Origin of the sequence: Leifsonia sp. McL0607 (genome assembly GCF_049993355.1) — a bacterium.
Classification (GTDB): domain Bacteria; phylum Actinomycetota; class Actinomycetes; order Actinomycetales; family Microbacteriaceae; genus Leifsonia.
The window spans coordinates 3,109,909-3,135,228 of sequence record NZ_CP188253.1 but is presented as its reverse complement, the minus strand read 5'-3'; the positions used below and the strand labels follow the sequence as shown (position 1 = coordinate 3,135,228).

At 68.0% G+C, this 25,320-nt stretch carries 23 protein-coding genes and 2 pseudogenes; 10 read left to right on the top strand and 15 right to left on the bottom strand.

What is annotated here, in order from left to right; all coding sequences use genetic code 11:
• Window positions 1-31 precede the first annotated feature (31 nt).
• The 9 genes from ACPPVW_RS15165 to ACPPVW_RS15125 all read right to left on the bottom strand — a co-directional run bounded on the left by ACPPVW_RS15165 (window position 32) and on the right by ACPPVW_RS15125 (window position 8,861).
• The gene (locus tag ACPPVW_RS15165; RefSeq protein WP_426623913.1) at window positions 32-742 is read right to left on the bottom strand and encodes an SDR family NAD(P)-dependent oxidoreductase; all 711 of its coding nucleotides are present in this window, start codon (window positions 740-742) and stop codon (window positions 32-34) included.
• The gene (locus ACPPVW_RS15160; protein ID WP_426623912.1) at window positions 732-1,625 is read right to left on the bottom strand and encodes a MurR/RpiR family transcriptional regulator; all 894 of its coding nucleotides are present in this window, start codon (window positions 1,623-1,625) and stop codon (window positions 732-734) included. The genes ACPPVW_RS15165 and ACPPVW_RS15160 overlap by 11 nt, the downstream gene beginning before the upstream one ends.
• A 34-nt stretch (window positions 1,626-1,659) precedes the next feature.
• On the bottom strand, window positions 1,660-2,580 hold the full coding sequence (locus tag ACPPVW_RS15155) for an isoaspartyl peptidase/L-asparaginase family protein (RefSeq protein ID WP_426623911.1): 921 nt from the start codon (window positions 2,578-2,580) through the stop codon (window positions 1,660-1,662).
• Complete coding sequence (locus ACPPVW_RS15150) at window positions 2,580-3,416, bottom strand: M55 family metallopeptidase (protein WP_426623910.1); 837 nt, start codon at window positions 3,414-3,416, stop codon at window positions 2,580-2,582. Before ACPPVW_RS15150 ends, ACPPVW_RS15155 begins: the two co-directional genes overlap by 1 nt.
• Window positions 3,413-4,441, bottom strand: a complete 1,029-nt coding sequence (locus ACPPVW_RS15145; RefSeq protein ID WP_426623909.1) for an ABC transporter ATP-binding protein — start codon at window positions 4,439-4,441, stop codon at window positions 3,413-3,415. Before ACPPVW_RS15145 ends, ACPPVW_RS15150 begins: the two co-directional genes overlap by 4 nt.
• Window positions 4,438-5,427 carry an ABC transporter ATP-binding protein gene (locus tag ACPPVW_RS15140; protein WP_426623908.1) on the bottom strand — a complete coding sequence of 330 codons (990 nt, stop codon included), beginning with the start codon at window positions 5,425-5,427 and terminating at the stop codon, window positions 4,438-4,440. Before ACPPVW_RS15140 ends, ACPPVW_RS15145 begins: the two co-directional genes overlap by 4 nt.
• 1 nt (window position 5,428) lies before the next feature.
• On the bottom strand, window positions 5,429-6,313 hold the full coding sequence (locus ACPPVW_RS15135) for an ABC transporter permease (protein WP_426623907.1): 885 nt from the start codon (window positions 6,311-6,313) through the stop codon (window positions 5,429-5,431).
• Entirely contained in the window at window positions 6,310-7,269 is a 960-nt protein-coding gene (locus ACPPVW_RS15130) for an ABC transporter permease (protein WP_426623906.1), read from the bottom strand. Before ACPPVW_RS15130 ends, ACPPVW_RS15135 begins: the two co-directional genes overlap by 4 nt.
• A gap of 74 nt (window positions 7,270-7,343) precedes the next feature.
• Window positions 7,344-8,861, bottom strand: a complete 1,518-nt coding sequence (locus ACPPVW_RS15125) for an ABC transporter substrate-binding protein (RefSeq protein ID WP_426623905.1) — start codon at window positions 8,859-8,861, stop codon at window positions 7,344-7,346.
• Window positions 8,862-9,022: 161 nt separating this feature from the next.
• Between ACPPVW_RS15125 and ACPPVW_RS15120 the strand changes: the two genes are divergently transcribed.
• Window positions 9,023-9,520, top strand: coding sequence for a GNAT family N-acetyltransferase (locus tag ACPPVW_RS15120; RefSeq protein WP_426623904.1), 498 nt, complete (start codon window positions 9,023-9,025; stop codon window positions 9,518-9,520).
• 37 nt (window positions 9,521-9,557) lie between these two features.
• Here ACPPVW_RS15120 and ACPPVW_RS15115 read toward each other — a convergent pair whose 3' ends face one another.
• Window positions 9,558-9,896 (bottom strand): hypothetical protein, encoded by a 339-nt coding sequence (locus ACPPVW_RS15115; protein ID WP_426623903.1) that lies wholly within the window; start codon window positions 9,894-9,896, stop codon window positions 9,558-9,560.
• Between the two features lie 291 nt (window positions 9,897-10,187).
• Between ACPPVW_RS15115 and ACPPVW_RS15110 the strand changes: the two genes are divergently transcribed.
• Complete coding sequence (locus tag ACPPVW_RS15110; protein ID WP_426626319.1) at window positions 10,188-11,012, top strand: Mu transposase domain-containing protein; 825 nt, start codon at window positions 10,188-10,190, stop codon at window positions 11,010-11,012.
• The gene (gene istB, locus ACPPVW_RS15105; RefSeq protein ID WP_426623902.1) at window positions 11,009-11,818 is read left to right on the top strand and encodes an IS21-like element helper ATPase IstB; all 810 of its coding nucleotides are present in this window, start codon (window positions 11,009-11,011) and stop codon (window positions 11,816-11,818) included. Before ACPPVW_RS15110 ends, istB begins: the two co-directional genes overlap by 4 nt.
• Before the next feature lie 68 nt (window positions 11,819-11,886).
• Here istB and ACPPVW_RS15100 read toward each other — a convergent pair.
• The 3 genes and pseudogenes from ACPPVW_RS15100 to ACPPVW_RS15090 form a co-directional block, all read right to left on the bottom strand.
• Window positions 11,887-12,234 (bottom strand): annotated as a pseudogene (locus ACPPVW_RS15100) (transposase); the annotation flags it as partial.
• A 54-nt stretch (window positions 12,235-12,288) separates the two neighbouring features.
• A pseudogene (locus ACPPVW_RS15095) lies at window positions 12,289-13,268 on the bottom strand (IS481 family transposase).
• 448 nt (window positions 13,269-13,716) lie between these two features.
• Window positions 13,717-13,842, bottom strand: a complete 126-nt coding sequence (locus ACPPVW_RS15090; RefSeq protein WP_426623901.1) for a hypothetical protein — start codon at window positions 13,840-13,842, stop codon at window positions 13,717-13,719.
• 195 nt (window positions 13,843-14,037) lie between these two features.
• On the opposite strand from ACPPVW_RS15090, the gene ACPPVW_RS15085 reads away from it, so the two are divergent.
• From ACPPVW_RS15085 to ACPPVW_RS15060, 6 genes are all read left to right on the top strand, one after another.
• Window positions 14,038-14,328 (top strand): DUF6504 family protein, encoded by a 291-nt coding sequence (locus ACPPVW_RS15085; protein ID WP_426623900.1) that lies wholly within the window; start codon window positions 14,038-14,040, stop codon window positions 14,326-14,328.
• An 87-nt stretch (window positions 14,329-14,415) separates the two neighbouring features.
• On the top strand, window positions 14,416-15,255 hold the full coding sequence (locus tag ACPPVW_RS15080; protein WP_426626318.1) for a DUF3097 domain-containing protein: 840 nt from the start codon (window positions 14,416-14,418) through the stop codon (window positions 15,253-15,255).
• Between the two features lie 91 nt (window positions 15,256-15,346).
• The gene (locus ACPPVW_RS15075; RefSeq protein ID WP_426623899.1) at window positions 15,347-16,057 is read left to right on the top strand and encodes a hypothetical protein; all 711 of its coding nucleotides are present in this window, start codon (window positions 15,347-15,349) and stop codon (window positions 16,055-16,057) included.
• A 2-nt stretch (window positions 16,058-16,059) separates the two neighbouring features.
• Entirely contained in the window at window positions 16,060-17,658 is a 1,599-nt protein-coding gene (locus ACPPVW_RS15070) for a DNA polymerase Y family protein (protein WP_426623898.1), read from the top strand.
• Window positions 17,659-17,745: 87 nt separating this feature from the next.
• Window positions 17,746-21,153, top strand: coding sequence for an error-prone DNA polymerase (locus ACPPVW_RS15065; RefSeq protein WP_426626317.1), 3,408 nt, complete (start codon window positions 17,746-17,748; stop codon window positions 21,151-21,153).
• 92 nt (window positions 21,154-21,245) lie between these two features.
• Complete coding sequence (locus ACPPVW_RS15060) at window positions 21,246-22,151, top strand: hypothetical protein (protein ID WP_426623897.1); 906 nt, start codon at window positions 21,246-21,248, stop codon at window positions 22,149-22,151.
• Between the two features lie 160 nt (window positions 22,152-22,311).
• Here ACPPVW_RS15060 and ACPPVW_RS15055 read toward each other — a convergent pair whose 3' ends face one another.
• The gene (locus ACPPVW_RS15055; protein WP_426623896.1) at window positions 22,312-22,863 is read right to left on the bottom strand and encodes a YceI family protein; all 552 of its coding nucleotides are present in this window, start codon (window positions 22,861-22,863) and stop codon (window positions 22,312-22,314) included.
• A gap of 162 nt (window positions 22,864-23,025) precedes the next feature.
• On the opposite strand from ACPPVW_RS15055, the gene ACPPVW_RS15050 reads away from it, so the two are divergent.
• Window positions 23,026-23,922: a UbiA family prenyltransferase gene (locus ACPPVW_RS15050; RefSeq protein WP_426623895.1), complete on the top strand. Its 897-nt coding sequence runs from the start codon at window positions 23,026-23,028 to the stop codon at window positions 23,920-23,922.
• Here the strand turns inward: ACPPVW_RS15050 and ACPPVW_RS15045 are convergent.
• Window positions 23,904-25,292, bottom strand: coding sequence for an MFS transporter (locus ACPPVW_RS15045; protein WP_426623894.1), 1,389 nt, complete (start codon window positions 25,290-25,292; stop codon window positions 23,904-23,906). The two genes, ACPPVW_RS15050 and ACPPVW_RS15045, sit on opposite strands and share 19 nt — an antisense overlap.
• Window positions 25,293-25,320: the final 28 nt, after the last annotated feature.

Sequence of the window (25,320 nt, the reverse complement as noted above, 5' to 3'; positions counted from 1 at the left end):
GTGGTGGGGCGCGGTCGCGTCGGAACGCCGATCAGAACAGCGAGTGGCCGCCGTCGATCGAGAGGGTCTGCCCGCTGACCCATCCGGCGCTCGGGGACGCGAAGAACCGGACGCCGCGCGCGATGTCGGCCGGCTCGCCGACCCTGCGGGTGGCGATCTTCTCGACGAGGGCGCGCTGCCCGTCTTCTCCGTAGCTCTCCCACTGGGCGCGCGACGACGGGTTGGACAGCACGAACCCCGGCGCGATGCAGTTGACGGTGATCCCGAACGGGCCGAGCTCGTGCGCGAGCTGCCTGGTGAACCCGATTTGTGCCGCCTTGGCCGTGGTGTACGCCTGAATGCCCGTGAGGCTCACGCTGCGGCCTGCGCCGGAGGAGATGGTCACGATGCGTCCGAAACCCTGCTTCTTCATCCGACCCGCAGCGGCCCTGGTGCTCTGGAACGTCGTCTGCAGGTTGGCGTCGAGCACGGCGAACCAGTCGCTGTCGTCGAGCTCGTCGATCGGGGTGTGCGTCTGACCCGCGACGCCTCCCGCGTTGTTGACCAGGATGTCCACAGCCGGCAGCGACGCGATGAACGCCGTCGCCTGCACCGTGTTCGAGAGGTCGACCGTGTCGCGGTCGACCCCGACGACGGTCGCCCCTCCGCGTTCCAACTCCGCCGCGATGGCCTGCCCGATGCCCTGCGCCGTGCCCGTCACCACGGCGGTCAGGCCGTCGAACTCGTTCTCGTCACCCGTCACTGCTGTGTCCGTCCTGTCGATTCTGATACTCGCTCGCTCGGAAGGAGCGATGGATGTGCACCTTCTCCTCCCACGCGCTCATCCGGCGGATCGCGCGCTCACCCACCTCGTGGAAGACGCCCTCGACGAGCGCCTCGACGAGCACCATGAGGCCGGCGAACGAGTCGAAGGGGATGCCTTCGACCGCCACGGGCAGCACGATGTCGGCGTCCTCGGCGCTCGGGGAGAGAAACTCGTCGGTGATGACGATCACCGTCGCCCCCTGCTCACGGGCGAGCTCGGCGACCTGCTTGCTCGTCAGCTCGTACCTGCGCAGGTCGAAGATGATCGCGACCGAGTCCTTCTTGAGCGCCAGGTACTTGCCGATGTCGCGGCTGAGCGGCTCCGGCGCGTACTCGACGCCGGGAATGAGCTGGTCGAGCTGCATCGCCAGGATGTCCGCGAGATGGCGGGAGAAGTATCCCCCGGAGAACAGGACCGACCTGGGCTTCGCGCCGAGAGCGGCGACCGCCCTCTCGAACTCGGCGGGAGGGATCGTCGCGTACAGCCGGTCGACCAACCCTGCGCGCTGCGCGACCGACCGGCGGAACACGCTCTCTTCGGTTCCGGGAGGCGGCACCTGCTGCGCCCGCGTCACCGGCGCATTGAGCTGATGCGATACCTCGGAGCGCAGTCGGGCCTGGAACTGGGCGAAACCGCCGATCTCCAGCCGCGAGATCAGCCGCAGGACCGTTGGCGTGCTGGTCCCCGCCGAGCGCGCGAGGGACGCCGCGCTAGCGAGACCGGCGCTCGGATAGTCGGCGAGCAGGGCGCGGGCGGCTTTGCGCTCGGCCGGGCTCAGCTCGTCCATCCTGGCGAAGATTTCGTCTTTGATCGGTGTCATGAGGTCTCCTCACTGGAACTCGTCGCTCTCAGTATTACGTCAGAGCGACGAGCTCGAACGGAGTGCGGTACGCGGCGAACATCGCGGGCGAGTTGTGGGCGACGACGACGCGGCCCTCGGCCCCGACGGCGATGATGCCGCCGGTGGCTCCCCTGCCGTCCAGCTCGGTCTCGATGGTCGCGGCGACGGCGGTGGCGAGGTCGGCGCCGGTGTAGCGCATCCTGGCGCAGATGTCGTGGGAGACGACGCCCTCGATGAACGACTCCCCCTCCCCTGTGCACGACACGGCGACCACTCCGTCGCGGGCGTACGTGCCTGCGCCGACGATCGGGGTGTCCCCGACACGGCCGTCGCGCTGGTTGACCATGCCGCCTGTCGAGGTCGCCGCCGCGACGCGGCCCTCCCTGTCGACGGCGACGGCGCCGACGGTCCCGTGGCGGGACGCTTCGAGCCGCTTGGCCTGAACGTTGGTGAGCTGCAGCTGCCTGGCCTGGGTCACGAAGTAGTCGGGGCTCACCTGTTCGAGGCCCCACTCCCGCACCTGCTCGTCGCGTGGGGAGACGAGCAGCACGTGGTCGGACTCCTCCAGCACGGCTCTGGCGAGGAACACCGGGTTCTTCGCCGTGCGGGAGACGGCGACCGCGCCGGCGCGGCCGTCGCCCGTCATCACGCAGGCGTCGAGCTCAGCGGCACCGGATGCGGTGAGCGCGGCTCCCCTGCCCGCGTTGAACAGCGGGTTGTCCTCCAGGCGCCGCACGGTCTCGCAGACGGCGTCCAGCGCGGAGCCGCCCGCCTCGAGCACGGCGGCGCCGGCGGCGTGCGCCTCGGACAGCCCGCGCGTGTAATCGCCGTGCGCTTCGAGGGAGAGCTCTTCGATGCGCCCTCCCGCCCCGCCGTGGAGGACGAGGGCGTACCCGGCATCGCCCGGAGCGACGTCGATGATCGTGGTCGGCATCAGCGGCCCCCCGCCTGGCGGGTGATGTAGTTGACGGCGACGAACGACTCGAACATCGAGAGCAGGTCGTCGCCCTGGATACGCACAGCGCGCTCGGCCGTGCGCACGGCCCCGCGCGCCCACGTAGCGACCTCGGCCATGTCTCCGGTCTGGAACTCGAGGTCGAGCGTCGCAGGCGCGGTGATGCCCGTCCCTGCGACACGCCCAGCTGCGACGGCCTCCATCGCCTGCTTCGCCCCGGCCTCGATGAGGCGGCAGGACTCGGCAGGGTGCAGGTTCAGCGCGCTGAAGCGAGTGATCGACTCCTTCGTGGTGACGGTGACGGCATCCGGCGCGAACGGGCGGGTCTCCTCCTGGACCACCGCATCCCCGGACAGGAACGCGATCGGCACGCCGAAGTGCTCGGCGACGAGAGCGTTGATGCCGCTCTCCCCCACCTCGACGCCGTTCACGGCGGCGCGGGTGAACACCTCGGGGTTGTATGTATGCGAGAGCGTGGACGGACGGCCGGAGATGGAGCCGTGATAGCCGACGAAGAAGATCGCGTCGAAGGTCTCGTCGAGGCCCTGCATCATGTAGCGCGGCTTGTGACGGCCGGCCAGGTACTTGGCCTCTCCCGCGATCCTGCGCGGGTCGAGGTTGGCCATGCGGCTGTGCGAGTCGTTGAGGACGATCTCCGTCGCCCCTCCCGCGATGGCTCCGGTGATCGCGGCGTTGACCTCGTCCTGCAGCAGTTCGCAGCCGAGGGCGTACGACGCTCCGCTTCCCGGTCGACACTGGTCCCAGTCGACGATGCCGGCGACGCCTTCCATGTCGAACGAAATCCAGGCCTTCATTGATTCTCCTTCTGATCGCCAGTCGGGGCGATGCTCGGTAGTGCCACGGACTTGATGCAGGCGGCGCTGTGGTCGGTCGCCACCGCTGTCAGGTGAGGGTCTACGACGGTGCATTCCTCCGACGCGAACGCACACCGGGGGCTGAACCGGCATCCGGCAGGAACGTCGAACGGGCTGGGCGGCTCCCCGTCGATGATGGGCTTGCTGTTCCTGCTGCCCGGGTTCATCCGCGGGATGGAGTCGATCAGCGCCCTGGTGTAGGGGTGCCGCGGGTTCGAGAACAGCTCGGCGGTGTCGGCGACCTCGACGATGCGGCCGAGGTACATCACCGCGACCCGCTGGCTGAGGTGCTGCACGACCGCGAGGTTGTGGGCGATGAACAGGATGCTCAGTCCGAGCTCCTTCTGCAGCGTCGCGAAGAGGTCGAGGATGGTCGCCTGCACAGACACGTCGAGCGCGGAGACGGGCTCGTCGGCGATCAGGACGTCCGGCCGCACAGCGAGCGCCCGTGCGATGGCGAGCCTCTGCCGCTGACCTCCGGAGAACTGGCTGGGGTAGGCGTCGAGGGCGTCGGCGTCGAGGCCGACCTGGTTGAGCAGCCTGAGGCACTCGGCGGTGACCCCCGAGCGTGGAACGATGCGGTGCAGCAGCAGTAGTTCGCTGAGCATGGCGCGCACGCTGAGCCGCGGGTTCAGCGAGGAGTACGGGTCCTGAAAGACCATCTGCACCCGGCGGGCGGCGTGACGGCCGCGTTGGCTGTCCGTCGGCGCGTCCCAGTCGAGGCTGCCGGTGGTGGGGGCGAGGCTGCCGACGAGGATCTTCGCCAGCGTCGACTTGCCTGAGCCCGACTCGCCGACGAGCGCGAGGATCTCGCCGCTGCGGAGGTCGAGGTCGACGCCGTCGAGCGCGGTGAGGGTCGATCCAGGGCCCCGCGACCACGGCATCCTTCCGCCCAGGTCGTAGGTCTTGGAGATGTTCGCGACGCGGAGGATCTCCGTCTTCTCGCGCTCCTGCAGATCGGTCACGCCGTCACCTCCAACAGTCTGTCCACTTCGAAGCACGCTGACGCGTGGCCGGCCTCGCGCTCGTCGAGCGTCGGAGACGCCGCATGGCAGTGCTCCTGCGCGAACGTGCAGCGCGGCGCGAAGGCGCAGCCGTGCGTGCGACGCGCCAGGTTCGGCGGGAAACCGGGGATGGCGACGAGCGCGCGGTCCGGCTGGTCGAAGTCCGGCGCCGAGGCGAGCAATCCGGCGGTGTACGGATGCTCCGGCCTGCGGAAGACGCGTTCGACGCTCCCCCGCTCCACGATCCGGCCCGCGTACATCACGGCCAGCTCGTCGCACGTCTGGTTGACGACGGCGAGGTCGTGCGTGACGAACAGCAGGGAGGCTCCGACCTCCTCGCAGAGCTCCTCCAGTAGCCGGAGCACCTGGTGCTGCACGGTCACGTCGAGCGCCGTCGTCGGCTCGTCGCAGAGCAGCAGCTTCGGCTTGCAGGAGAGCGCCATGGCGATCATCACGCGCTGCCGGAGCCCGCCGGAGAGTTCGTGGGGGTACGCCCGAGCCCGCCGTGCCGGGTCGGGGATGCCCGTCTTGGCCATCATGGTGACCGCCAGGTCCCACGCCTCCGCTTTGGACAGGCCGAGGTGACGGCGCGATCCCTCCGCGATCTGGTCACCCACGCGCAGCACGGGGTTGAGGGCCGTCATCGGCTCCTGGAAGATCATCGCGATCTCCGGGCCCATCATGGCGCGCCTGGCCGCTCCGGTGGTGGTCGTCAGGTCGGTGTCCCCGTAGCGCAGGGAGCCGTTGAGGATCTCGACGCCGCGCGGGAGCAGGCCGACGATGCTCCTCAGCGTCATCGACTTGCCGGAGCCGGATTCGCCGACGATGCCGAACCGCTCGCCGCGCCCGATCTGGAACGAGACGTCGTCGACGATCACCGTCGGTGGCTGGTTGCCGTTGCGGACGCCGAGCGTCAGGTTGGCGACGTCGAGGATGGTGTCTGTCACGTCACTTCCGCCTTTCCGGATTGAGCAGGTCGGAGAGGCCGTCGCCGAGCCACGACATCCCGAGGCTGACCAGGACGACGACGAGGCCGGGGATGGTCGCCTGCATCCAATGCGTGGTGATGAACTCCTGCCCGTCGAGGATCATCGAGCCCCACTCCGGCGTCGGAGGAGCGATCCCGAGGCCGAGATAGCCGAGTGTGACGATCGCCATGATGTCCATGACCACGTCGCTGGTGCCGTAGATGATCGCCTGCGACAGCACGTTCGGGCCGATGTGCCTGGTGAGGATGCGCGCATCCGACATGCCGCCGAGCTTGGCGGCGGTCACCCAGTCCTGCTTCTTCGCCACCAGCACCTCGCCGCGCACGATCTTCGCGTACGACACCCAGGAGACGGCGGCGATGGCGAGGTAGATGCTCGCCTCGCCGGAGCCGAGCACGAAGACCAGCACGATCACCATGACGTAGAACGGGAACGCGAAGAAGATGTCGACGATCCGCATGACGATGGTGTCGAACCAGCCGCCGAAGTATCCGGCGAGGCCGCCGAGGACGGAGCCGACGACGAACGGGATGAAGACGGCGAGGAAGCCGATACGTAGGTCGACCCGCGCGCCCCAGATGAGGCGGGAGAGCACATCCCTGCCGTACTTGTCCGTTCCGAGCCAGTGCGCTGGGCCGGGAGAAGCGAGGGCGTTCTGCAGGTCCTGCTTGATCGGGTCGTACGGAGCGATCACCGGGGCGAGGATGGCGACGAGCACCAGGAAGCCGATCACACCGATGCCGGCCATCAGCGAACCGTTGCGATACCACGGCTTCAGGACGCGCGACCTGTTCGCCCTTCTGGTGGCCTGGAAGCCGTCGAGGACGGCGGTCGGCGTGCTCATGCTGCCACCTTCGAGCTGAGGTCGACCCGCGGGTCGAGCACCGTATAGACCACATCGGTCAGGATGCCAACGATCACCACGAACAGCGCGACGAAGAGCGCGACGGCCTGGATCGTCGGGAAGTCGCGGGTGAAGATCGCGTTGATCATCAGGGAGCCGAGGCCTGGCAGGGCGAACACTTTCTCGATCACGAGCGATCCGCCGACCAGATAGCCGAGATTGACTCCGAGGATCGATACCGTCGGGATGGCGGCGTTGCGCAGGACGTGTCCGCGGAACAGCGGCATGCCGCCTGCGCCCTTGGAGCGGGCGGTGGCGACGTACTCGGAGCCGAGGACGTTGATGGTCGACGACCGCAGACTGCGAATGATCGTCGGCGACATCGCGATGGCCATGGTCAGCGCCGGGAGCGTCAGATAGTAGACGTGGTCGAGCGGGGTGTCGCCGAAGCCGCCGACCGGGAAGATCCTGAGATTGACCGCGAACAGCAGGATGAGCATGATGCCCACCCAGAACTGCGGCATGCCCTGGCCGAGCAGGGTGTAGATGCGCACCCCGAGGTCGCGGCCCTTGCCCGGCGCCGTCGCCGCGATCCCCGCGAGCGGGATGCTGATGACGAGGCACAGCACCACGGCGAAGAACAGGAGCGACAGGGTGACGGGGATGGCGCTGAGCACCAGGCCGGACACCGGCTGCTGATACGTCAGGCTGGTTCCGAGGTCGCCGCCGACGAGACGACCGAGGAAGAGGAAATACTGCGTCCAGATCGGCTGGTCGAGCCCGAGCTGCTTTCGCAGCTCGGTGACCCGTGCAGCCGTGGCGTGCTCTCCGAGGATCGCGACGGCAGGGTCACCTGGCAGGAGGTGCGCCATGAAGAAGACGAGCAGGGTCACACCGAAGATCACGGGGACCGCTTGCAGCAGTCTTGCCGGCACGAAGCGAAGGCGCTGGATCATGGTTCACCTCCCGGAGATGGGGTGGGCTGGAGTCGGAAGGCGGGGCGTCGCACAGAGCACCCCGCCTCCGGGTCTTACTTGGACTTCGTGATGTCTTCGACGTGATAGTTGCCGAGAGGGGTCACCGCGAAACCCTTGATCTTGTCGGTCGTCGCGTACGCGAACGGGGAGTAGTAGGTGTACGCGAGGAACGCATCCTGGCCGGTCAGCTCCTGCAGCTTGTTGTAGAGCGTCTGCCGCTTGGCCGGGTCGATCTCCTGCTGCGCCTGCTTGTTGAGCTGCACCACGGCGGGGTTGTTGTAGTACGTGAACGCGGACTTGGCTCCGCCCTCCGGGTCGACGGCGAAGGTCGTCCACTCGTCGGGGTCCGGAATGTCCATGGTCCAGGCGGAGAGGGTCATGTCGAAGTCCGACTTGAGCCTCGCCTGCTTGTTGGCGGTGGGGTCGAGCTGCTTGATCTCCACGGTGATGCCGAGCTTCTTGAGCTCGGACTGGAGGATCTGCGCGACGGAGGCCTGGTTGGCGTCACCGGAACGGATGAGCAGGGTGGTGCTGAACCCGTTCGGCTTCGACGACAGCGCCAGCTCCGACTTGGCCTGGGCCGGGTCGTACGTGGGGCCGGCTGCGTTCTTGTCGTAGAACGGGGTGCCGGGCGAGAGCAGTGAGTTCGCGGGGGTCCCGTTTCCGAACAGCACCGCCTTCACGAGCGCCTGCCTGTCGATCGAGTACGCGATGGCGCGACGGATGTGCTCGTCGTCGAACGGAGCACGCTGCTGGTTGAAGGCGACGTAGTCGATCTGGGTGGACGGGAAGGCGTGCGCCACGATGCCAGGCGAGTTCTTCAGGGAGTCGAAGCTCGACCAGTCCGGAGTGTCGTCGATGTCGATCTGGCCGCCCTGCAGCTGCAGCTTGCGGGTGTTCGCGTCTGGCACGACGTTCCAGGTGACGCTGTCGAGCGACGGCTTGCCCTTCTGCCAGTAGTTCGTGTTCTTCACAAGCTTGAGGGACTGTCCCTTCTTCCACTCTCCCCACTTGAAGGGGCCGGTGCCGACGGGCGCCTGGTAGAACTCTTCGGAGGTCTTGCCGCCGTAGTTGGCAGGAACGATCGCGTTGCTGAACAACGACAGGTCCGCGATCAGCGGAGCCCAGGCGTACTTGAGCTTGATATCGACGGTCTCTTTGTCCACCACGGAGACGGAGTCGATGGCCGCGTTGATGTATCCCCAGCCGGTGTCCGCCGTCGCCGTGTCGGCGTCGATCGAGAACTTCACGTCGTCGGCGGTGACGGGCGTGCCGTTCGAGAACTTCACGCCGGAGCGGAGCTTGATCGTGTACGTGAGTTGGTCCGGGGAGACCGTGTATCCGGTGGCGAGCCACGGCTTGACGGTCTTGCCGTCGTTGCTGACGGTGAAGAGCGGCTCCATGATCTGCTCGAAGGTGAAGATCGACGGGTTGTCGAACGTGGTGGTGTTGTTCATCGACACGGCGTCGGCCGGGCGGGCGATCACGAGGTCGCCGCCTTTCGCGGACGCTGTGGTCGAGCCTGTTCCGCTTGCGCTGCAGCCAGCGAGGACCAGGGCGGCCGCGCTCACCAGCGCTCCTACGGCAATGCGAGTGGTTCTCTTCATTGACTACCTCACTTGTCGGCACCCTCGGTGCGTTACTCGGTGCGCCCATACTTGTACTGTTTGATACAACCTCGCAAGTTTTAACTTGATTGTTACACTCGTAACACGTCGAATACCATGGGCCCATGCTCGTACTGCGACCCTTCGACGTGTCCGACTTCGCCGCCCTGCGCTCCTGGGCGCCGACCGAGGACGACGTCTACCTCTTCGCGGGCACGCGGCAGCACTGGCCGCTCACAGACGCCATCCTCACGAGTTGGCTGACCGCGGAGGGCGTGACGCCGTGGACGGCGCACCTCGCCTCAGCCCCCGGCACCGCCGTCGGCCACATCGAGCTCGTGCGCACCGGCCCCACGACCGGCCGCCTCGCTCGCGTCATATTGGACCCGGGAATGCGAGGACGCGGCAACGGACGTCACCTCGTCTCCGCCGCGATCGATGCGGCCAGAATCGCGGGCGTGAACCATCTCAGCCTCAATGTGATCACGACCAATGCGGCCGCGTTTCGCACGTACCTCTCGCTCGGATTCACCGACGCCGGGCCGAATCCCGAGCATCCGACGATGACGATCATGGAAGCGACACTCCAAGACGCACCCTCCGTGACCGACGGCCGTCAATAACCGCTGAAGGCATCAGCGATGACGATTCAACGTCAGCTCACGCGCTGAAAGCTACCTGTCTTAAATCGTCTCGGAGCAACAGGTTGATCGGACGAGTGATCGCAACCGCGACTTGCTTTGGCTCCAGGAGAATGACAGCTTCCTTCAATGCTCGCCGACCACCGCAATTTCCCTCGCTCGATCCGCCGAGGGTGCTATGCACCGAATCCACATAATGGGTGGTGATATCCCAGTCTTCGCTCGCAAGCGAGACGATGTCATCCCCGCTGAGGCCGTTACTTGCGTCCGCATCTGGAAAGGTGATGATAGCTCTGCATTGCCTTTTCCGGAGGGTGCCTAGAAGACCTTTCATAGCCTCCGACGCCTTGCCTTTCATGCTGAAATCTGATGCTTTGCGCGATGCAAGGGCGGGCGCCCTGCCATTTCCACTCACCGCTGGCCAACCACCAAGCACGATGCCTTCTAGGACGTGATAGAACCGACTGTACTGGACTGCCGAGTAAGGAGGGTCACAAAAGACGAGGTCTGTCTAGTCAAGCGTCTTTGCTACTTCTCCAGCGTCACCGACGATCGTCTTACCGGCTGTTTGCGCATGCTTCGGTGCGATCATCGCCAAACGCGGGTCCCCGTCGGCGACGGACAAGACCGGGTTCTGCCGGTGCTGGTGATGGTGTCCGGGTTCTCCCGCCGGATCGAGGCGGTCATGCTCCCCTCCCGGCAGGGCGGAGACCTCACCGCGGGCATGTGGTCACTGCTGCAGAGATTCGGCGGAATCCCGCGCTCTCTGCTCTGGGACCGGGAGGCCGCGATCGGCGGGCTGGGCAAGCCCACGATCCTTGCCGCATCGTTCGCGGGAACGCTCGCGACCCGGCTCCGTCTTGCCCCGCCCCGGGACCCGGAAACCAAGGGCATCGTCGAACGCGCGAACCGGTTTTTGGAGACCTCGTTCCCGCCCGGACGGATCTTCCAAGGCCGGGACGACTTCAACGCCCAGTTGACGGACTGGCTGGAAACCCGCGCGAACCAACGCCAGGTCCGCGCGATCGCTGCCCGCCCCGTCGAGCTCGCCGCTATCGACCGGGCCGGGCTGCTGCCGCTACCGGCGAAGCCACCAGCTACGGGTCTCACGCATCGAATCAGGTTGGCGCGGGACTACTACGTCCGCCTCGACGGGAACGACTACTCCGTCGATCCCAGGTTCATCGGCCGGTTCGTCGACGTCCACGCCTCACTGGATGAGGTCGTGATCTCCTGCGCAGGACAGCCCGCGGGCCAGCATCCGCGGTCGTTGCGGACGGGACAGACGATCCCCGACCCCGAGCATGTCGCCACGGCGGCGAAGCTGCGCGCGCACTACCAACGCCCGAAACCCTCAGGCGTTCGCGAGCACCCGGACGGGCACCGGGTCCAGATCCGCGCCCTCTCTGACTACGACGCCCTCTTCGGCGTCGACTTCACAACCACCACCGAATACGAGAAGGAAGCACAATGAGCACTCGAACAGCCGTCGTCGACGCGCCGATCCCGAAGACCAGCGAGCAAGTCGCGTCCAAGCTCGCCTACCTCGCCCGAGCACTGAAGACCCCCACAATCGGGCGGGTTTGGGACGACCTCGCCGACCGGGCCAGGGCCGAGAACTGGGCGCACGAGGAATACCTCGCCGCGGTCCTGGAACGCCAACTCGCCGACCGCGAGTCCGCCGGCACGACCATGCGGATCCGCACCGCGCACTTCCCCGCGATCAAGACCTTGGAAGACTTCAACCTCGACCACCTCCCCAGCCTGCGCAGGGACCTCCTCGCGCACCTGGCGACATCGACGTTCGTGGCGAAAGCGGAGAACGTGATCCTGCTCGGTCCCCCCGGAATCGGGAAGACCCACCTCGCGATCGGGCACGGCGTCAAAGCCACCCACGCCGGCCACAGCGTCTTGTTCGACACAGCGAACAACTGGATCGCGAGGCTCGCGGACGCACACCGGAAGGGACAACTCGAAGCCGAGTTGAAGAAGATCCGCCGCTACAAACTCATCATCATCGACGAGATCGGCTACATCCCCTTCGACCAAGACGCCGCGAACCTGTTCTTCCAACTCGTCGCCTCCCGTTACGAGCAGGGCTCGATCATGGTCACATCGAACCTACCGTTCAGTCGTTGGGGCGAGACCTTCGGCGACGACGTCGTCGCAGCCGCGATGATCGACCGCCTCGTCCACCACTCCGAAGTCCTCACCCTGACCGGAGACTCCTACCGCACCCACGGCCGCCGCGACCTCATCACACAGACCGAGAAGAACTAAGCTCAACCAACAAGAAGGGGTTCATCCCAGTTCGGCACAAAGGGGTCCGTTCTGCTTCGGCGTCAACACTGAGCGAAGTGCGCCGAGATCTCACCAGTGGTGAGCCCGTTCGCATACAACGACAGGACGATTTCCTCGACCCCGTTCAACCGACGTTGGCGCTTCTTCACGATCTTCGGCTCGAACGACCCATCGCGATCCCGCGGCACGTGAGAGCCGAGGTGCTCGGTCAGCTCCTCGTTCAGCGCGGTCTCGAGCACGTTCTTCGTGAACAGCTTCAGCAACCCGTCCGGGCCCGTCAGAGCCAGACCCTGCTCTTTGGCCAGCCGCACCAGCTCGGCCGCCGCAGCGGCCTCCGCGGAACGGTCATCATCATGGTGTTTCTTCAGACTCACAACATCCAGTGTCGTCGTCATCACAGCACCTTCCCCGCCACACATCACACGCAGCGCGTCACGCCGGAAACACCGTTAAATCCACAGTCCCCAGGAGGTTGGTGTCAGTCGGCTGGTTGGGGGTTGGCCTCCGAGTGCTGAGTGGTGTCGTTCAGTGTTGTAGTACTCGAGCCAGGGTGCAAGGGCGTCGCGGCGGGCTTGGTTCGTGGTGAATGGCTGCCGGTAGGCCCATTCAGTGGCGAGGGTGCGGTTGAGGCGTTCCACTTTCCCGTTTGCCAGGGGCAGTGCGGCTTGATGAATGTCTGTCGGATGTGGTGATCGTGGCAGAGGGTGCGCAGGGAGAACCGGTAGGCCCAAGCGTTATCGGTGATCAGCCGCTCGATGCGGGGAATGCCGTGGACGGCGAAGTAGGCGATCCCGCGTTCCAGAAACGCGGCGCAGGTCGGGCCCTTCTCGTCCTCAAGCACCTCGGAATAGGCCAACCGGGAGTGGTCATCGACGAGGGAGTGGACGAAGTCGTAGCCGACCCTGACGTCTCGATCCCGGTCGGCGATATCGCGGCCGAGGGCGCGCCAGCCGCCGCCGTCCGGGATCTTCCCGAGCTTCTTCACGTCCATATGTACCAGCTCCCCGGGGCGCTCGCGTTCATAGCGGACCGCGGTCGTCTTCGAAGCGCGCAGCACCTCACCGGTCATCGGGTCCAACGCAGACAGCCTCGGCACCCCGTGACGGGCGAGGATCCGAGACACGGTGCGTGCCGGCACCCCACTGCGGCCGGCGACCTCGTCACGCCCGACCCGGGACTCACGCCGGATCCGCAACACCGCTTCCTCCCGCTCCGGTGGCGTCCGGGTCGGGGAAGAATGCGGCCGCGAGGACCGGTCCACCAGACCCGCCTCACCCTCGGACGCGAACCGGTCGAGCCAGATGCTCACACACTTCCGGGATATCCCCATCGCTGCCGCGATGTGAGCTTTCGGCCAGCCGGCACGAGCGCGGCGAACGATCAACAACAACCTGCCCCTGGGGGTGAGCCGGGCATTAGCGTGGGACATGAGGACCTCCGTTGGCCAGTAGAGACGTCAGATATCTCCACTAAGCCCGGAGGTCCTCCCTCTTCACAAGACCCACACCGCCACCAACCTCACGGCCGGGTACACCTAGGACGTCGGCCATGACCGACATTATTGCGCACCGGATCCTCGTAGACCCGCCGTGCCGATAGCGATCGGTTTCGGAGCTGGGGTGTGTCTCCTAAATGGTGACACACCCCAGCACCAGGCGTGACCTACGTCGGCAACGACAGGCCCCGCGGCCCACGACCCAAAATCGCAACGTCACCGAAGTCCTGACACACCCGTTCCGCGCGCGGTCTGTCGCGCTTGTTAGCACTCTGCGCATTGCGGTTGCGTGGCTGGCCAGGGCGTCTACAGCTTCGCCGCGAAAGCGGTCCACATGAAAAGGCCCACGGCAGTGGCCATGGGCCTTTTCGTAGCTCGGAGCTCAGATGAGTACGAGTTCTTTCACATCCTTAGTGGCCTTGTCGACCGTTTGAACGGTTCGGCCTTCGTCGACCTGATCTTCGATGTATTTGTAGACGGCGATCGCGCGGCGGATAGCTTCGGTCACAGAGATGCCACGCTCCTCAGTGATCTCACGCCGTCGCGGGCCAAGACCCAAAATCGCGTCACCGAAGTCCTGACACACCAACTGTCACGGATGTCCTGATCCAGAATCGGCACCGATGTCGTGAGACATCACACCGTCGGCGACCGGGCGTACACTGGCATTCGAACATACATTCGACGGAGAGGACGCGCGCTCATGACCGACATCGACGAGACGGTCGCCGTCTGGACGACGGAGGAGGGCATCCCGACCCGTCTGGTCTGGCGCTCGACGCACTACCGAGTGAGCGACACACCGACCGTCTGGGCCGAGATCTGCACCTGGTGGCGTCCGTTCGGCGAGCATCGCTACGGAGTCGGCACGCTGCCGAGGGAGATCGGCGGCTGGCGATTCCAGGCGACGAGCGAGCGCGGGGTGGCGCACGTGTTCGACGTGCGCCACGACGCCGACGACCGCAGCTGGCGCCTGGTGCGCATCTTCGACTGAACCGGCACGCCGGCGGCTGGACATCCGCGGCGATGCGGGGAGCCTCCGCCGCTGTCGGCCGCCGATCGCCTAGCCTGTCTCCTCATGATGGACGACGACCGCTACGGATCCGATGTGCTGGCGACCGACTGGAAGAACGCGGGGCGCAAGACCCTGCCGGCCGTGGAGGCCGTGCGCGATCTGGTCGTCGAGGAGGCCTCCACCGGCTTCTGCGGCGCGATCGTCCGCCTGGAGGCGCAGACGGTCGAGCTCGAGGACTACTTCGGAGCCAAGCGCGTGTTCCCGCTCGGCGCCTCGTTCCTCATCGACGGGGAGCCGGTGCGCCTCGTCGTCCCGAGCCGTGGCGCCGCAGGGCGCGGACGCACGGCCTCGGGGTCGTTCGCCGTCGGCGAGCAGAAGGCGCGCGTCGCCCGCGCCAGCAGGATCTTCGTCGAGGGCAGGCACGACGCCGAGCTGGTCGAGCGGGTCTGGGGCGACGACCTCCGAGTCGAGGGCGTCGTCGTGGAGTATCTGGAGGGCGTGGACGACCTGGACGCGATCGTGCGGGAGTTCGCCCCCGATCGCGGGCAACGCATCGGGGTGCTGGTCGACCATCTGGTGTCCGGCTCGAAGGAGAGCCGCATCGCCGACCAGGTGGCGCGCGGCCCGTTCGGCGCCCACGTGCTGGTGGTCGGGCATCCCTACGTCGACATCTGGCAGGCCGTGAAGCCTGTCAGGGTCGGCTTGGAGACTTGGCCGTCGATTCCACGCTCCGTGCCCTGGAAGCACGGGATCTGCGCGGCGCTGGGGCTCCCCCACGAGTCGCAGGCCGACATCGCGCGGGCCTGGAAGCTCATCCTCGGCCGCGTTCACACCTACGCCGATCTGGAGCCGGAGCTGCTCGGCCGGGTGGAGCGACTGATCGACTTCGTGACCGAGCCGGCGTAGCCTTCTCCCCCGCTGCCGGGGTCGCGTCGCGCGCCCGTCGGAATACTAAAATACATTTGCGGTATTCGAACATGTGTTCGAAAATAAGTGTATGTCCCTGGCAGTTGCGCGAACCATCGCCGACCCGGCCCTCACCGGCCCGGTCGCCGACCGGGCGCAGGTGTACGAGCTGCAGACGCGCATCCGTCAGATGCAGGCGACGAAGCTCGACGCGCGCCGGTTGGAGACGCACCCCGCTCTCGCCCCGCTGCTGCCCGGCGGAGCGCTCAAGGCCGGCGCCGCCTACGCGGTGCACGGCTCCACCACGCTGCTGATGGCGATGCTCGCCGGCCCCAGCGGGGCGGGAGCCTGGTGCGGCGTCGTGGGGATTCCCGACTTCGGGGTGGAGGCGGCAGGGCGATTCGGCATCGACTTGGAACGGCTCGTGCTGGTGCCCCATCCCGGGCCGCAGTGGCTGACGGTCACCGCGGCGATGGCCGACGTGCTCGGCGTGGTCGCCGTCGCGCCGCCGGAGCGCCCGGCGAGCGGCGACGTTGCCCGCTTGAGCGCCCGGCTGCGCCAGCGGGAGTCGACCCTCCTCGTCGCCGGCGACTGGCCGCAAACAGAAGCAGTCCTCTCCGTCGTCCGCAGCGGCTGGGACGGTCTCGGCGCTGGTGCCGGCTACCTCTCGTCCCGCCGGGTGACCGTGGAGGCCGCCCCGCGCGGCGGTGCAGGCCCCCGCCGGCGCGCCGAGCTCTGGCTGCCCGCTCTCGACGAGACGTTCCGGGCCTCCGGCCCCACCCGCCTGGAGGCGGTGAGCTAGGCATGTCTCCCACGATGAGGCAGGTCACCCGCGCGATCGTGCTCTGGTGCCCCGACTGGCCGGTGATCGCCACCCGGCAGCGTCTCGAACTGCCCGCGGAGGTGCCGCTGGCGCTGGTCGAGAAGGGCATGGTGTTCGCCTGCTCCGCCGAGGCCAGGGCCGACGGCGTGAAGCGCGGCCTGCGGATGCGCGAGGCGCAGTCGCGCTGCCCGCAGCTGGAGATCGTCCTCTACGACCCGGTGCTCGACGCGCGGGCCTTCGAGCCGGTCCTGGCCGCGATCGAGGAGATCGCTCCCGGCGTGCAGGCGGTGCGGCCGGGAACCTGCGTGCTGCGGGCGCGTGGCCCCGCGCGGTACTACGGTGGCGAGGAGGCCGCGGCGGCGGAGCTGCTGCGCCGCCTGGAGGAGCTGGAGGGCGCCGCAGGGCTCGCCCTCGGCGACGTCAGTGCCGGCATCGCCGACGGCCCCTTCGCGGCGGAGCAGGCCGCCCGCTCCACCCGGTCCTCCCGCATGGCGGGCGCCGACCGGGTGCGGATCGTGCCCCCCGGCGGCTCTCCCGCCTTCTTGGCGCCCCTGCCCGTCGCCCAGCTGGGGCTCGTCGAGCTGACGCCGCTGCTGCGCCGCCTCGGCCTGCGCACGCTCGGCGACCTCGCCCGCCTCGACCGGGTGGATGTGCGGGAGCGGTTCGGGGAGCGCGGCGAGCACGCCCACGACCTGGCGAGCGGGATGGACGGAGCCGCGGTGGTCCCGCGCGTCCCACCGAAGGTGCTCGACAGAGCGATCGAGTTCGAGCCTCCCCTCGACAGGGTCGACCAGGTGACCTTCGCCTTCCGCGCCACGGCGGAGCAGTTCGTGGTCGGTCTCACCAAAGCCGGCCTGGTCTGCACCTCGCTGCGCATCGAGGTGACCGACGAAGGTGGCAGGGTCAGCGACCGCACCTGGCTGCACCCCCGGCTGTTCTCGGCGTCGGACGTCGTCGACCGGGTGCGCTGGCAGCTGCAGGGCGCCGGCTCGATCGAGTCGGGCCTGGCCTCGCCGATCAGCCGGGTGACGGTCGCGCCCGAGGCGGTCGACGACATCGGCCACCACGAGGACGGCCTGTGGGGCGGCGGCGCGGACGAGCGCATCCACCACGGGCTCACCCGCGTGCAGGGCATGCTCGGCCACGACGCGGTCGTCACGGCGACCATCGGCGGCGGCCGCGCCCTGTCCGACCGCCAGGTGCTCGTGCCGTGGGGCGACCGGCCCGTGGGCGTCGCCCGCTCCGACCGGCCCTGGCCGGGATCGCTGCCGGCGCCTGCGCCCTCCACCGTGTTCGAGGTGCCGCGGCCGGTGGCGGTGCTGGCGGAGTCCGGCGAGCCGGTGGAGGTCACCGACCGCGGCGACCTCACCGCCCCGATCGTCAGCTTCTCCCCCACCGGGGCGGCGCGGGACGCCCGTCCCGTCGACTCCTGGGCGGGGCCGTGGCCGGTGCGCGAGCGCTGGTGGGACGCGACGCTCGCCCGCGCGATGCACCGCTTCCAGCTCGTCGACGCCGACGGCACCGCTTGGCTGCTCTCCCTCACCGGCACCGCCTGGTTCGCCGAGGCCCGCTATGACTAGCGCGCTCATCCAACTGGCAGGACATGCCGCGTGGCCCGGCCTCCAGACGGCGTGTTCTGCCAAATGGATGCAGGGAGAGCAGCACTGATGGGCTGGAACAACCCGCCCATCCCCTGGGCCGAGTTCGAGCGGCGGCTGAGCGGGCGGCGCACGAGCGAGCAGGAGCAGCCGGAGCGGCCGTCATCGCGCAAGCGGCAGAAGTACGTGGCGCAGCCGATGCCGGAGACCGACGACACAGCGGAGCCGGACGCCGGCCACGTCCGCTATGCCGAGCTGCACGCGCACAGCACCTTCAGCTTCCTCGACGGCGCCAGCGCGCCGGAGGAGCTGCTGGAGGAGGCGACCCGCCTGCGGCTGCACGGTCTCGCGCTCACCGACCACGACGGCTTCTACGGCGTGGTGCGGCTCGCGGAGGCGGCGGAGGCCTACGAGCGGGTGAAGACCGTGTTCGGCGCGGAGCTCTCGCTGTCGCTCAGCCGGCCGCAGAACGGCGAGGCCGACCCGGAGGGCAGTCACCTCGTCCTCCTCGCCCGGCAGCAGTCCGGCTACCATCGGCTGGCCTCCGCCATCACGGCGGGCCAGCTCGCCGGCGACGAGAAGGGTCGGCCGCTGTACAGCCTCCCCGACCTCGCCGAGCAGTCGGGCGGCGAGTGGATGGTGCTCACCGGCTGCCGCAAGGGCGACGTGCGCCTCGCACTGGCCGAGCACGGCGAACGCGCCGCCGAGCGGGAGGTCGCCCGGCTCGCCGAGCTGTTCGGCCACGACAACGTGCTGGTGGAGCTGATCGACCAGGGCGGGCCACGCGACACCACGGACAACGACGTCCTCGCCCGGATCGCCGGCCGGCTGGGCCTCCCGGTCGTCGCCACCAACAACGTCCATTACGCGACACCCGCCCAGTACCCGCTCGCGACGGCCGTCTCCGCCGTGCGCGCCCGCAGGAGCCTCGACGAGATGGACGGCTGGCTGCCCGCCTCGGCGACCGCGCACCTGCGCAGCGGCCGCGAGATGGCCGCCCGGTTCGCCCGCTACCCCGGCGCCGTGGAGCGCACGGCCGACATCGCGGACGACCTCGCGTTCCGGCTGCGCAGCGCCCGGCCGCGACTGCCCAAGCAGGAGGTCCCGGCCGGTCACACCCCGATGAGCTGGCTGCGCGAGCTCACCTGGCGCGGCGCCGCCGAACGCTACCCCGACCTCGACCGCCACCCGGCCAAGCGGGAGCGCATCGAGCGCGAGCTCGACGTGATCGAGGCGAAGGACTTCCCGGGCTACTTCCTCATCGTCCACGACATCGTGAAGTTCGCCCGCGAGCGCGGCATCCTCTGCCAGGGCCGCGGCTCGGCGGCCAACTCGGCTGTCGTCTACCTGCTCGGGATCACCGCCGTCGACTCGATCAAGTACGACCTGCCGTTCGAGCGGTTCCTGTCCTCCATGCGCGAGGAGGAGCCCGACATCGACGTCGACTTCGACTCCGACCGGCGCGAGGAGGTCATCCAGTACGTCTACGCCAAGTACGGCAGGCACAACGCGGCCCAGGTCGCCAACGTCATCACGTACCGCCCCAAGAACGCCGTGCGCGACATGGCGAAGGCGCTCGGCCACTCCACCGGGCAGCAGGACGCCTGGAGCAAGCAGATCGACTCCTGGAGCAGGGTCACGACGACCGACGATCACGACATCCCTGAGGCCGTCGTCGACCTCGCCCAGCAGGTGCTGAAGTTCCCGCGGCACCTGGGCATCCACTCGGGCGGGATGGTGCTCACCGACCGGCCCGTCGGCGAGGTCTGCCCGATCGAGCACGCTCGCATGGAGGGGCGCACCGTGCTGCAGTGGGACAAGGACGACTGCGCTTGGATGGGTCTGGTGAAGTTCGACCTGCTCGGGCTCGGGATGCTCTCGGCGCTCGACTACGCGATGCGCACGATCGAGGCGTCGCTCGGCGAGAAGTGGACGCTGGAGAGCATCCCGAAGGAGGAGCCGGGCGTCTACGACATGCTGTGCCGCGCCGACTCGATCGGAGTGTTCCAGGTGGAGAGCCGCGCACAGATCGGCACGCTGCCGCGCCTGCAACCGCGCAGCTTCTACGACCTCGTCATCGAGATCGCCCTGATCCGGCCGGGTCCCATCCAGGGCGGCGCCGTGCACCCCTACATCCGCCGCAAGCTCGGCAAGGAGCCGGTGACCTACCTGCACCCCGCGCTGGTGCCGGTGCTGGAGCGGACGCTGGGGGTTCCGCTGTTCCAGGAGCAGCTCATGCAGATGGCCGTCGCCGTGGGCGACTGCACCGCCGAGGACGCCGACCTGCTGCGCCGGGCGATGGGCTCCAAGCGCGGCGTCGAGAAGATCGGCGCACTGCGGGCGAAGCTCTACGAGGGGATGGCGCACAACGGGATCGTCGGGGACGACGCCGACGCGATCTACGAGAAGATCGAGGCGTTCGCCAACTTCGGCTTCGCCGAGAGCCACGCGATCAGCTTCGCACTGCTGGTCTACGTGAGCTCGTGGATGAAGCTGCACTACCCCGGCGCCTTCCTCGCCGCGCTGTTGCGCGCTCAGCCGATGGGCTTCTACTCACCGCGCACCCTCACCGCCGACGCCAGGCGCCACGGCGTGGTGGTGCGGCGGCCCGACCTCCAACTCTCCGGGGTGTTCCCCCTCTTGGAGGCGATGGACGAGGCACGACCCGGCCCGACCGGCACGGACTCGTGCCTCGAGCCCGACCAGCCCCCTGTCGACGGTTTCGACCGCGCTGTACCGCTGGACTTCTCCGCGCACCGCAGGGACGCCGGCCATGCCGTGCGACTCGGGCTGGCGGGCGTGACCTCCATCGGCGAGACCCTCGCCGGTCGCATCGTGACCGAACGGGAGGCCTCCGGCCCCTACCGCGACCTGGGCGACCTCGCACGACGCGTCGGCCTCACGGTGGCGCAGCTGGAGGCGCTCGCCGCGGCAGGGGCGTTCGAGGGCTTCGGTCTGACCCCGCGCCAGGCGATCTGGGAGGCCGGCAACGCCGCACAGGAGCGCCCCGAGTACCTCGCGGGCACCGCCATCACAGTCCAGCCGCCGCTGCTGCCATTGCTGTCCCCCGCCGAACAGCTGGCGAGCGACCTGTGGGCCACCGGCATCTCGACCGACGACCACCCGATCCGCTTCCTGCGCCCGGGACTCGCCGCTCGAGGTGTGCTGCCAGCCGACTCGCTCGCGGTCGCCGAGTCAGGGCGCCGCATCGAGGTCGGCGGCGTGGTGACGCACCGGCAGCGGCCGGCGACCGCGGCAGGTGTGACCTTCCTCAACCTGGAGGACGAGACGGGCCTCGTGAACGTGATCTGCCCGGTCGGGGTGTGGAACCGTTTCCGCCGGGTGGCCAGGCAGGCTCCCGCGATGATCGTGCGCGGCATCCTGGAGCGCAGCGAGGAAGGCGTGGTGAACGTGCTCGCAGACCGGCTGGAGCCGTTGGAGACGACGATCCGTACCGTCTCCCGCGATTTCCGTTGACGCGTTTGCTTTTCGGTGTATTATATCAGATGGCTATTGTTTTGTGCGGCATTCCAGCCATGCGCCTATCACTCGATACCAGGAGCCAGCCCTTGCCCTCAACCCCTGAGCCCAGCAATCCACCCACCGGCCTCAAACGTCGCACCCTCGTCGGGGCGGCAGCCTGGACCGCCCCGGCCATCGTGCTGGTCAGCACAGCTCCTGCCTACGCAGCCTCAACTCTCGGCGTCATCTGGTTCGTCGATCCTGAGGACATCATCGGCAGCGGGTACACCGCCACGCTCACGGTCCAGCTGACCGTACCCGATGGAAAGACCGTCCCCACCAACGTCAGCGTCACCTACGGCACCGCCGGGATCGTAAGCGGCCCGTCGCTGGTGCCGACCGGCGGCAAGACGCTCTTCACTTTCGAAGTCACGGCGCTCGATGTGAACGGGTCGACCGACATCACCGTCAGCGCCCCGGACTACGTGCCCGCGACGACCACGATCACGGTCACCTTCGACAACAGCGGTATCTGGATGATGTCTGCGTTCACCTTCGGCGTCATCTCCAACTCGGACACCATCTCCCCGGGCGGCGTCGGAACGCGGACCACGAACGCTTCCGGGTTCCTCGTCGACAGCTGGACCGGCAACTGGGACTATGCGTCCACCTCCACCCTCAACACTCTCAGGCCGGCCGGTCAGCTCTCCCGGGGCGATGCCCCGACCTTCACGGCGATGCGCGGCCGCCGTGTCGAATGGAGACTGGACGTCGCCACCACCGGAAGCCCGCACCTCGTCTGGGCGGCGCAGTCCGGATTCGCGTTCTCCGACATGCCGATCGGCGGCACCTTCCAGACCGGGACTGCGGGCCCGACCGGCCTCCTCCCCGCCGGCGTCGCCGCCAGGCGCAAGACCCTCACCACGACATCCAACCCGGGAGGTCTTGCCATCTTCATTTTCACATTCCCCCGCTTCCCGCACTACGCCGCGAAGTGGACAATCACGTACTGATCAGTCCGGCGGTTCAGAGAAGCATGAACGCCCTCATTCGGTGGAATGAGGGCGTTCGCGCTCTCTCGGCAATACCGCTCGAACATCACCACTGAAACGATCCCCGCTGGGAACGACGAAGCGCCCTCATTCATGAGAACGAGGGCGCTTCCGATCGTGCTCAGGCCTGGCTGAGGACCGCCTGCAGCTCAAGAGTGATGGTGACGTCGTCGCCGAGCAGCATCCCACCGGTCTCGAGCGCCGCGTTGTAGGTGAGGCCGAAGTCCTCGCGGTTGACCTTGGTCTTCGCGGTCGCGCCGGCCTTGTAGTTACCGTACGGGTCCTGGCCGAAGCCGCCGAAGTCGAACTCGAAGGTGACGGGCTTGGTCACGCCCTTGATCGTGAGGTCACCGTCGATGAGGAACTCGCCGTCCTCGTGACGCACGCCGGTCGAGACGAAGTCGATCGTCGGGAACTCCTCGGCCAGGAAGAAGTCGCCGGTGCGCAGGTGCGCGTCGCGGTCGCCGTTCTTGGTGTTGATCGAGGCGACGTGAGCCTTCGCGGAGACCGTCGACTCGAGTGGGTTCTCGGCGGTGACGAAGGTGGCGTCGAAGTTCTCGAAGACTCCCTTGACCTTGCTGATCATGAGGTGGCGGATGCTGAAGCCGACCTCGCTGTGGGCGGGGTCGATGGTCCAGGTGCCGGCCTTGTACCCGGGGATGTCGATGGTCATTCGGTTCTCCTTGCTGGAAGCTTGCGCTGTCGGACGCTGTCAGATCCATGCAACTGCATGCATCCGGGCGCTATTCCGGATTTCCGAAAAAAAGTTGACGCGTCACCCTCGGAACCCCGGCGACACCGAGGCCGGCGCCGCGTCCACCCCGCTGTAGGCGATGTGACGCAGATCCTGTGCGTGGTGTCGCCTCCCGCCCGGCACGGCACCGCCTACGATGGCGGCATGGCGTCCAAGCCGATCTCGCTGCTGCTCGCCAGCCACCCGGGACCCTCCGTCGTCGTCACCGTGGTGGCGACCGTGCTCGGGATCGGCCTCGGCTATCCGCCCGGCCGCCTCGGTCTCCTCGCTCTCGCCGTCCTGCTCGGCCAGCTCTCGATCGGCTGGTCGAACGACTGGCTCGACGCAGCGCGGGATCGGGAGGTCGCACGCGCCGACAAGCCGGCCGCGCGGGGCGACATCCCGATCCGCGCAGTGAGCGCGTCGGCGTTCGCGGCCCTCGTGCTCGCCGTGATCGCGACCTGGCTCCTCGGTCTCGGGGCCTTGATCGCGCACACCGTCGCGCTCGCGGGCGGCTGGGCCTACAACCTCGGCCTCAAGTCGACGGTGTTCTCGTTCATGCCGTTCGCGGTCAGCTTCGGCCTGCTCCCGGCGATCGCGACGCTCGGCCAGGCCGCTCCCGCCTGGCCGGCGCCCTGGGTGCTCGCCGCCGGCGCCCTGCTCGGTGTCGCAGCGCACGTCACCAACGTGCTTCCCGACCTCGCCGACGACGCCCAGACCGGCATCCGCGGCCTCCCGCACCGCCTCGGCGCGCGCGCCAGCGGTCTGATCGCCTTCGCGTGTCTGGCGCTGGCGACGGCCCTGATCTCGTTCGGCCCCGGCCTCCCTGCGCGTCCGCTGCTGATCGTCGGCCTGGTCATCGGACTCGCCGCGGTCGTCGTGGGCGTCGTGCTGCTGCTTCGGCGGAGTCCGACCCGGCTGCTGATGCAGCTCATCATGACGTGCGCCATCGTCGACGTCGTGATGCTCGCTCTGGCGGGTCAGTCGATCGCGGTCTGAACGAGCTCCGCGGCCGGTTCGTGGTTGCGGATCCCGATCGCCGAGACGACACCGCCCACGATCAGGAGGCCCGCGGTCGCGAGCATCGCCCGGTGCATGCCGTCGACGTCTAGCTTCTGACCGATCACGATGCCGGCCATGGCGACCGTGAGGAGCCCGGCGATGCGGGCGACGGCATTGTTCACGGCGGACCCGATACCCGCCTGGCCGGGATGGATGGAGCCCAAGATCGCGCTGGTCAGCGGCGCGACCGTCATCGAGAGGCCGACGCCGAACAGCAGCACCGCCGGCAGCAGCCCCAGCCAGTAGTTCACGCCGCGGCCGATCATGAGCAGCCAGAGGAAGCCGAACGACGCCAGGATCGGCCCGAACGCCATGAAGAAACGGGGACCGTACGTGCCGGCCAGCCCGCCGAAGTAACTCGACAGCAGCAGCATGCACAGCGTGGACGGGATGAAGACGAAACCGGCGACGAACGCCGAGAACCCGGCGACCTGCTGCAGGAAGAGCGTGACCATCAGCGGGCCGAACGACAGCGCACCGTAGACGAAGGCTGTCGCGAGGTTGCCGACCCAGAAGTTATGCACCGAGAACAGCCCGAGCGGGAGCATCGGCTGCTTCACGCGGGTCTCGGCGACGAAGAAGCCGACCAGGGACAGCACACCCACCACGAACGGGATCCAGACCCTCGGGCTCCCCCAGCCGTACGTGCCCTGCTCGATGAGCGCGAACACGGTACCCGCCAGTCCGACCGAGCCGAGCACCGCTCCGAGGATGTCGACGCGGCCTCCCATGCCCTTGTCGGTGTCGCCGAGCGTCAGCATGAGCACCAGGGTTACCGCGATCGGGACCACGTTGATGACGAACACCCATCGCCACGACAGCGCGTCGACGAAGAACCCGCCGACGACCGGGCCGGCGATCATCGCGATGCCGGTCCACGCCGTCCAGCGCCCGATCGCCTTCGCCTGCGCCGGGCCTTCGAACCGGGAGATGATGATCGCCAGCGAGCTGGGCACGAGCAGCGCACCCGCGACACCCTGCAGGGCGCGCGACAGCACCAGGAAGACACCGCTCGGCGCGAAGGCGCACAGCAGCGACGTGATCGCGAACCCGATCAGGCCGACGTAGAGGATGCGCTTTCGGCCGAAGACGTCCGAGAGCGAGCCGGCGATCAGGATCAGCGACCCGAGCGTGACCAGGTAGGCGTCGACCACCCATTGCTGCAGCGGGAGGCCGCCCCCGAACTCCTTGTCGATCGCCGGCAGGGCGACGTTGATGACGGCCCCGTCGAGGAAGGCGACGAAACTGGCGAGGATGGCGATGAGGAGGACGCGCAGTTGCAGCGACGTCATCTTCTCCCCAGCCATGGACTCATTCAACGACCCGGCCCGCCCG